Consider the following 8,035-nt stretch of genomic DNA (forward strand, 5'->3'; position numbering starts at 1 on the left):
TGCGCCACGAAACTGCAAACGCGTAACATCAACCAGCGGTGAGCCAGAGCCTCCAGTCTGGAAAGCGCTCAAGCGTCCCAAATTATCTGACGACGGACACTCCATGTGGCCGCCGTCCTCGGTCCGCTTGAGCTCGATCACCACGAGGTTTGCATCGCGGTCGATGCCGAGGAGATCGATGCGCCGGCGCGACTCGTCCCAGTCCCCGAACTCCTCCGCGATCACCAGCGTGTCAGGTGCGACCACGACGATGTTCGCCCGCAGCAGGCGTTGCAGATCGCGCCGCTCCTGCAGTTGCGCGACGCTGAATGTGGTCTTGGCGAGGGGACGGATTGCCTCGCTGGCAAACTCGTAGATCGGCATGGGCAATTCGAACCTCTCTGGAATTTCTCCTATCCAATCGCAGTGGCAACGCGCGGACAAGCGCCATCACGTTCCAGAGGGCGCCCCGATCAAGCGGAGAGTGCGGCGCGAGTCGGCGCCATCCGTTGACACGCAGCGTCGGGGTTCTGTTGACACAGTGTTGACACGGGCGCGGACTGCAAAATGCCCCCCTTGCTGGAGGCTCTTCAGAGGCTGTGCTCTTTGACAGATTTGGTTGCGGGGGCTCGATTTGGACTAACACGAACAGAGGTATCAACTGGTAGGGCAGTTCCAGGACTGAAACGCGCGTGCTTCTAGTGTGCTAGCTGCCCTGGGTGAGCTGCTGACAACTAAACGCGTTGGGCCTCTAACTGCTTTCGATTGCACGCCCCCAACCTTCGGCTTTATGCGCAGGGATCATGATCTTGGCGAGACCATGGATCTCGCCTGCGACTTTCACGACGACTGCGTTGTCTGGTTCGGTCGAAATCGCTTCGTGCGTGCCTGGTCCCTGATAGTCGATTCCGGGTGCGGATACGGGACCGGTCATCGGTGCATAGGTGAGCCTCGCCTTACCGGGGTCGGTCTCCACCACGGTTACATCGAACGAGGCTTCGACGATATCCCCTTCGATCTCTTCGCCGACGAAAATCTCGATACTCATGGTGACAGCGTCGTCGTCTTCACTCTTCCCGATGTAACCACTCTCATATCCGATCCGGTACCCAAGACGTTGGAGCTCTTTTTCCAACTCGACGAAATCCCAAGCATAGCCCTCTCTGACCCGAAAGTAGTCATGGCCTGATCCCATGGGCTTTGAGAACAGACCGCCATCTTCGAAGTTCATCGGCTCTGCCGTCACTTTAAATCGAACCTGATGTATACTAAGCCTGCTCGTTCAAGAACTCGTCGACAACGCGTTCACGAAGCATTGGCAACTCTCGCGCATTTTGCGTGGCTTCGTAGAGCAACTGCATCATATTTAAGAAATCTTCGGGGGAAATATTACCGGCAGGGCTTTGGACCGTGGAGTTTTGAGCGAAGTCAGGCCGGCCCGTCAGATATAGTCTTCGAATCCAACCGTCAGAAACCAAAAACTGTGCGACGCCATCATTGTTAATTATTTGAGAGTGGCTAAACCCCTGATCACGCAAAAAGAAGTACGCCTCTCTTTGCTGGTTGGCACCTCTCGCAGCCACCATCTCAACAAACCGGCTAACCTGTGAAGTAATGGGAAGCGAAGCAAGTCTGCCGATTGCAGCGGCGCTTTTGGCTGCACCACCCAAAGCGGTCAAGCCGACTAGCTCAGAATTTGCTCTACTTGCGGCGGCAACTAGCGCATCTTCATAACGCCCGTCCGAGAGAGCTACACTTATTTCTTCCAATAACAACAACTCGCCGAATACTTCTGCCCACGATACTCCGTACACAGTAGAAATCTCGGCAATCGAACCTTCAGTTAGTTCATCCATGCCGCCAGCAATTGTATCCAGCGACTTTGCGTAGACTACCACCCTATCGTAGGTTTCGCGCGAAAATGGGAGTTCTGAAACTGTCTGCAGGGGAAGTTCGCTTGCAGCACGGCGCTCTTCGTCGGAAAGCTCGATCGGAGAATTTTGAGCAGGCATCGCTAGCAATCGATCTACAATTGGATTCGCAAATAATGGAGGTCGCTCTGGTTGCTGGAAACTCGCCTCAACCCTAGCAGGAGTTGGACCTACCGGCTCTCGGTCCACTACCGCCTCAACCTGCCCAACCGCCTCCTGCACCGGCGTCTGCGTCCGGCGCGAGACCTCTGCCAGATGCGCATCGAGGATCGCCTGTCCCGCCGGGGCCGTGACGATGTATCGGTCCACGGTCTGGTCCAAATCGTCGGAAATCTCGAACACCGACACGAGGCCGTTGCCGGGGTTGGGCCCGAACCCTAGTACAGTCGTATCACCGACATATTCCGGAATACCGTCCAAGGCATTGAAGTCTTCGACACCGCCCACCCGGAATCCGTCCGCGCTCCAAGAGTGGTTGTCATCCCAAATTACCGCCAAGTTCCATACCCGTGCTTCAACCGGGTGATCGAAGATCAGGTTGACATGACCGTGCGATGTACGGTCACGCAAATCGAGCGATCCCGGGTATAAATTGACGACGTTACCAGTGTAGTCAAAGTGACCGAAATTGTCATCAAAACTGAAATCCACCCGACTCCTGCGGTTACCGAGCGATTCATTGAGCGCAATAAGCGTCACTGTTTCCGGCATGTCGTAGCGCGAGGAGATATCCAGCCCATCCTCGAACTGAAGGATGAGTTCACCGCCGTCCAGATCGATACGGCCGATGCCGTCAGCATCGATGTCGCCCCCAAATGCCGCAAGTTCAAATGTGAGGCGTCCATCGCGCGCACGCACATCCACACCGCGATCGATGCGGATGTCGTCGTCGGCAAGAAGGGCGAGTCGAGCTCCGTTGGCGTTTCGCACGCTGACATCCGTTCTGAGTCGGATGTCCCCACTTTGACTGCCACTTGTTCCAAGGGTTGTGATGACGACATTGTTTCCGCGGCTAAGCGTGTCTTCGATCACGTCGACCGGAACTATTGCCCCACGGTCGGTCGCAGCGAATGAAAGCGCCTCGTACGACCCACCATTCGCCAGATTCCAGTTGTCGATGAATGGGAACCAATTGGCGTTGGCTTCGTCCATTTCATCGATGGTGATGTTGAGCGGATCCAGAAGCCATGTCCCTCCGACACCATTGCTCGCCGACACGTCGACGGTGCCGTTGAACTGGAGATTCGCCGCCGATGTCTCCACAAAGCCGCCATTCCCGCCATTTGGTCCGCCAGTGGCTGTCAAGGTCGCATGGTTGAACTGTCCTTGATCGCCCCATACGATGACAACCCCACCATCGCCCTGGTCGTCGGCATCTGCTGACAGGGTCGCATCCCGTTCAAGCGCGACGACCTGCGATGGCTCCAAGTCCATCTCGGATCGCTCGATGCCGAGCTCCGCCAGCCGCGTATCGTCCGCGCGGCCACCCAGATAGTCGCCACCAAACATCAGCCGGCCCCCGCCGCCACTCCCAGAGGCATCCATGAAAGCTAGCTCGGTGGCTGAAAGGACCTCGCCCATCACCGCTATTGTTCCGCCAGTTTCTCCGTGGTCGTCGCCGCGCGCGGCAACCTTACCGGCTACCTGAACTACTCCCGCATCACCGCCACCGAGGATGATCCGGCCACCTCGTGTTGCGACAGTATTGGCCTCGATAATCCCGTCGGTATTGATGACCTGGTTAATCACGCCCCGCGCCGCAGCGGCGGACAAGACGACTTGGCCGCCGTTGGCACTAATGGTTCCGCTGTTCTCGACCAAGGCACCGACCGGATTGCCGTCGCTGTCCACGAGCCCGAGGTCGTTGGGATTCTCGACCATGAAGGAAATCAGTCGGTCGCCGTGCAGGTCTAGCGTGAAGCCATTGGCCGATGCCATCTCCACGCGGCCGAGATTGGCGACGATTGCGCCATCGTTCCGGATATGCGGGGCCACGAAAGCACCGAAGCCCAGATTCCCCACTGTCACCTGACCGCGATTGATAACGCTGGCGCCGGGATCTCCGGGAATGGTGAACTCCAGCCGCCCGTTGGCGAAGTCCTCCGTGCGGATGTCGTGCGTCGTGGCCACGAGGCTAGCAACGTCAACGCGCGACCCTTCGCCAAATAGAATGCCGCTGCGATTGACAAGGAACAGGCGACCGTTCGACTGAAGGGTTCCATAGATTTCTGATGGGTCGCCGCTTATGTCACGATTGAGCGTGACCGATGACGCTTCCGGCACAATGAACCGCGTCGTCTCGCCCTCATCAATATCGAAGCTGCCCCAATTAATGACGGCCCGGTCCGATGACTGGCGCACCTCGAGAGTCTGTGGATCAACCGCGCCAATGACGGCGTCTCCGTATTCAACAACTCCGTCTTCTGGATTGGCTGCTACGGGGCCGCAGATACCAAGGGCAAGGATCGATGCGGAAGAGGCAAGCGAAGCCTTGACTTTGCGCGTAAATGTCATGTCAAAAGTCCCAGCTGACACTAAAGGTTGCTCGAGGGGTACGGTCCAGGTCAAGTGTGGTCGAGTTTCGGAGGGGGACACCAACCTCAAGGCTGCCACTCAGCGCGTCGGAAAAGCCGAAATCCGCGCCAAACCCGGCAGAGGCGACGTTGGCCCATCCAGAGGGCGCACCGCTGTCGAGATTCCTAACCGCACCATAGTCAGCAAACCCGTACACTTGAAGACTGTCCAAGGCGGCTCCTGCGTCGACCGAACGGCTCAATTCCAGATCGAGACCCAAGCACTGGTCGCCCGAGATTGTCGAAGGGTCAAAACCACGCCCGAACTGCCCACCTCCGAATGAACACTCTTCCGAAGCAAGGAGAGGTTGACCCGTCAGTTGTCCGGTTGTTGCCACCGCGAAGGTCCAAGGAGCATCATCCCCCAAGAGGCCGTTCAACGGATGCCTATATGACAGGTCAAATGTCAGCTTGCGGTAGTCAACGCGTCCATCGGCGCGAGAGTTCAGTGGATCGGAATTACCGTTTGCGCCCAAACCGGAGATGCCGAGGCTAGCCTCAACCATCGCGACAAGAATCGCCCCACTTTCCAGCGCTGTGTCGTAGTTGAAACCAAAACGAAGTGACCGAATGCTATCCTGCGTCAGCAGACCACCGATGGAGTCAGTCTCCGAGTCCCGCCCTTCAAATGTCGCATAGCCGATCAGATTTCGGTTCCGACTGCGAATGAAAGGATGATCGACCCCCAAAAACCAAGTCCGCGCTTCTGATGACAGGTCGATGGCGGTCAAAGCATCAATGCCAGGCTCCGAAGTGGAAAAGCGTCCGCCGAGCGAGATTTCGGTGCCTTCGGTGCCGACGACGAAGGAGTGCTCAATGGAACCGTAGGCGAGTTCCTCGCTCGGATGCGCTAGGACCAATTGCAGAGAGGTGGCACTGTTGCGATGGAGCAAGTTCTGGACCGTGCTAGAGAAGGTCAATTGATACGGGCCAACAGCTTCCGTGCCGAAGTTGTCCAGAGACAGAGAGAAATCCGTTGAATCCGTTGCGCGGGAGGTAAGCAAGATGTCGGTTGCCGATGGCGTTGTCTCCGAGCGTTGCAATACCGAGCTGACCTCAATACCGGGTAGATCGTCACCAAGTAGCAGGTATCGTTCCAAAGTAGCTGTCGTAAGCGGTCTTTCGGCTGCGATAGCGTCAGCGTAGGCAGCAATGACAGGGTTTCCCTCAGCAGGACCGGAGACCACGACGCTGTCGGCGAAGCCTTCGACAATCACAACCTGGAGGATCCCACGGTCGTCGATCTCTTGCGCCGGAATCACCGCTCGCGAAAGGGGATAGCCCTCATCTCCATAGATGCGCGTGATCTCGTTTGCGATCCCAAAGATTTGAGCGACCGAGACCTCGGTTCCAACAAGAGACGCGTAGGCGTCATCGATGACATCTTCTGAAACCGCAGTTCTACCTTCGACGACAACCCTGTTGAGGCGGAAAGTGATTGACGCTGCTGCTGGTGGTGGGGACACAGGGTCAAAGCGAGGAAGCACTGTGCCAGGGGCCGAGAGCACCGGGCGTTCTTCCTCGAAACGATCATCCAGCTGCTCAAACTCATCCTGTGCGAACGACGGGAGTGCGAACAACGAGGCCGTCAATCCTACCAAGCTCAAATCACGAAAGCGCATGTCTGTCCCCATTTCTTCGCGGGAAGATAATGACAACATGCGATTTGGCATAAGGCTTTATTGTATAGCCGCTGCACCGTTGCTCTGCTGCAACGCGCGTCCGCCCTCGGGCGGGCCTCCTGCTCTTCCGTCGAAAAGCCCGTGCTTTTCAAGCGGCAGAGCAGGAGGGGCAAAGCCCGTCCTGCGGTCGATCAGGACTGGGACAACCGGGTGGAGGGCGTGAAACTGGGAGGGAACCGCGCGCGCGTGGGAGGAACCGGGTTTCTCGACCGGAACCGACGCGCAGCGGCGCTTGCCTGTTGTCGCGGGCCTGACCGGCTGGCAGGCGGAACACCTATGAACGGGATCTCGTCAGTCACAGGATAAGCGGGCACAGCCCCGTCGCGTCCTGTGGCTGGCCGCCTTCCTGCTTCGTTCGGAGAACGGCTTGGTCTATTCGCGCTCGACTTCGCGAGCGCGTGGGCGGCTCACAACCGGCGCGCTCTCGCGATGGCTTTCGTGGCCGCGCGCCGTCACCCTCCGATCTCGAAAGAGCCTTGCGCGCAGAGTATCGCGCAGCATCACCAACTCGCGAAAAACCCGACGCAGGCGGCCCCTGCGACGAAGGCGACGATCAGGGGCAAAGTGTGGGGGCGCTGGCGGCGTGGCGTCGGCGAGGAAGGGCGGTTTGGCGGCGGCGCGGCTGTCGGCACAGGTCTCGCCCTGATTTCCTCGACCGCCTTTGCCAATTCGCTCACTCGCTTCGAAGAGCTCTCCTGTTTGTCCAGGACTTCCACCAACGCGCCCACCGCGCGCTCGGTCATTTTGGCCGCGACCTTCGCATTCTGTTCGGTCGTGATCATGGTCTCCTCCCAGTCGATGGTCGGTGTCGTTTGCGGTCTGCTCATTGTCTGCCTCCTTGATGGCGTTGATTTCCTTGATAACGGCGTTTGCCTCTGCTCGGCTGTGCCCGTGGTCAATATGGTGCCATTCGGGCTTGGCCGCTCCTTCCTCGCCGCGTTCCGCCATGGCACGGCTGGCCGCGCCCTCGTGGATTTGCGGAATGCGGTCGATCCCACGCGCGGCGTAGGACAGGTGCGTGATATGGCTCTCAGGGCCATATCCCCAGCCGTCCATCATTCGGTTGTGGAGACTGGCCCAAAGAGCAGCGGTCTTCTCGACCGCGTTTTTGCGCGCCATGCCGATGGTGCTTCGTGGCCGTCCCCGCCCGCTGGTTTTTACTTGGACATCGAAGGCCACGATGTGCGCGTGGGGATTGGTGGCGTCGTTGCCACTCTTGTCGTGAATGGCTGCGACATATCCGGCAACGCCTTGCGTGATCGCTCCACAAAAGGCGCTGACCAGCGACTCGCGCTGCTAAGGCGTAGCCTCAACGGGAAGGGCGATAATGAAGCGCTCACAGAAACGGCCCTTTCGAGTCGCGGCTTCCTTCTCTGCGGCCGCTGCTGTCGCGGCATCCGTCGCATCGCGTAGTCGCCCGCGCAAGACAATGCGCGCCGCCTGCGGGCGGGTGATGTAGTGCAGATGTGCCGCCGTTTGGCCGTGCTTCGCGGCGCGCGCCTCTGCGGTTCTATTCTCGGAAAATGTTCTTACGGAATGCCGAAACGAAAATAGGGCCATAAGTGGTTTTTTGGCAGGAGGGATAAAATGACTATTTTATCCGTTGTGCGCCTTCCAAATTCACATAGGTCCCAAGAAATGATTTCCGAAATAGAACGCTCCCTTTTCCAACTTGCCCTTACCGCATCGAGGCATTCGCAGTGGTATCTTCGCTCTCAATATGCCATCCGGAATCTTTCGAACGAACAAGTTATCAATATCGGCACAGACCTAGGGTCAGGATGCATTGATTGTCGCTGTACGGCATGATTCACGGCTCTGAAAACGGAGCGGTGACATGAGCGACCTTTTCTGGCTGACCGACGAGCAG

The 8,035-nt window shown here is 58.1% G+C and carries 4 protein-coding genes and 1 pseudogene; all 5 read right to left on the reverse strand.

The window, feature by feature from the left end; all coding sequences use genetic code 11:
• A pseudogene (locus AVJ23_RS21630) lies at positions 1-363 on the reverse strand (hypothetical protein); the annotation flags it as partial.
• 367 nt (positions 364-730) lie between these two features.
• Positions 731-1,210 carry a hypothetical protein gene (locus AVJ23_RS21635; RefSeq protein ID WP_058864317.1) on the reverse strand — a complete coding sequence of 160 codons (480 nt, stop codon included), beginning with the start codon at positions 1,208-1,210 and terminating at the stop codon, positions 731-733.
• 37 nt (positions 1,211-1,247) lie between these two features.
• Entirely contained in the window at positions 1,248-4,424 is a 3,177-nt protein-coding gene (locus AVJ23_RS21640; protein ID WP_084794870.1) for a two-partner secretion domain-containing protein, read from the reverse strand.
• 1 nt (position 4,425) lies between these two features.
• The gene (locus AVJ23_RS21645; protein WP_058864319.1) at positions 4,426-6,105 is read right to left on the reverse strand and encodes a ShlB/FhaC/HecB family hemolysin secretion/activation protein; all 1,680 of its coding nucleotides are present in this window, start codon (positions 6,103-6,105) and stop codon (positions 4,426-4,428) included.
• Positions 6,106-6,537: 432 nt separating this feature from the next.
• Positions 6,538-7,449, reverse strand: coding sequence for a MobA/MobL family protein (locus tag AVJ23_RS23530; protein ID WP_099045549.1), 912 nt, complete (start codon positions 7,447-7,449; stop codon positions 6,538-6,540).
• Positions 7,450-8,035 lie beyond the last annotated feature (586 nt).

This window comes from Pseudoponticoccus marisrubri (genome assembly GCF_001482405.1).
Taxonomy (GTDB): Bacteria; Pseudomonadota; Alphaproteobacteria; order Rhodobacterales; family Rhodobacteraceae; genus Pseudoponticoccus; species Pseudoponticoccus marisrubri.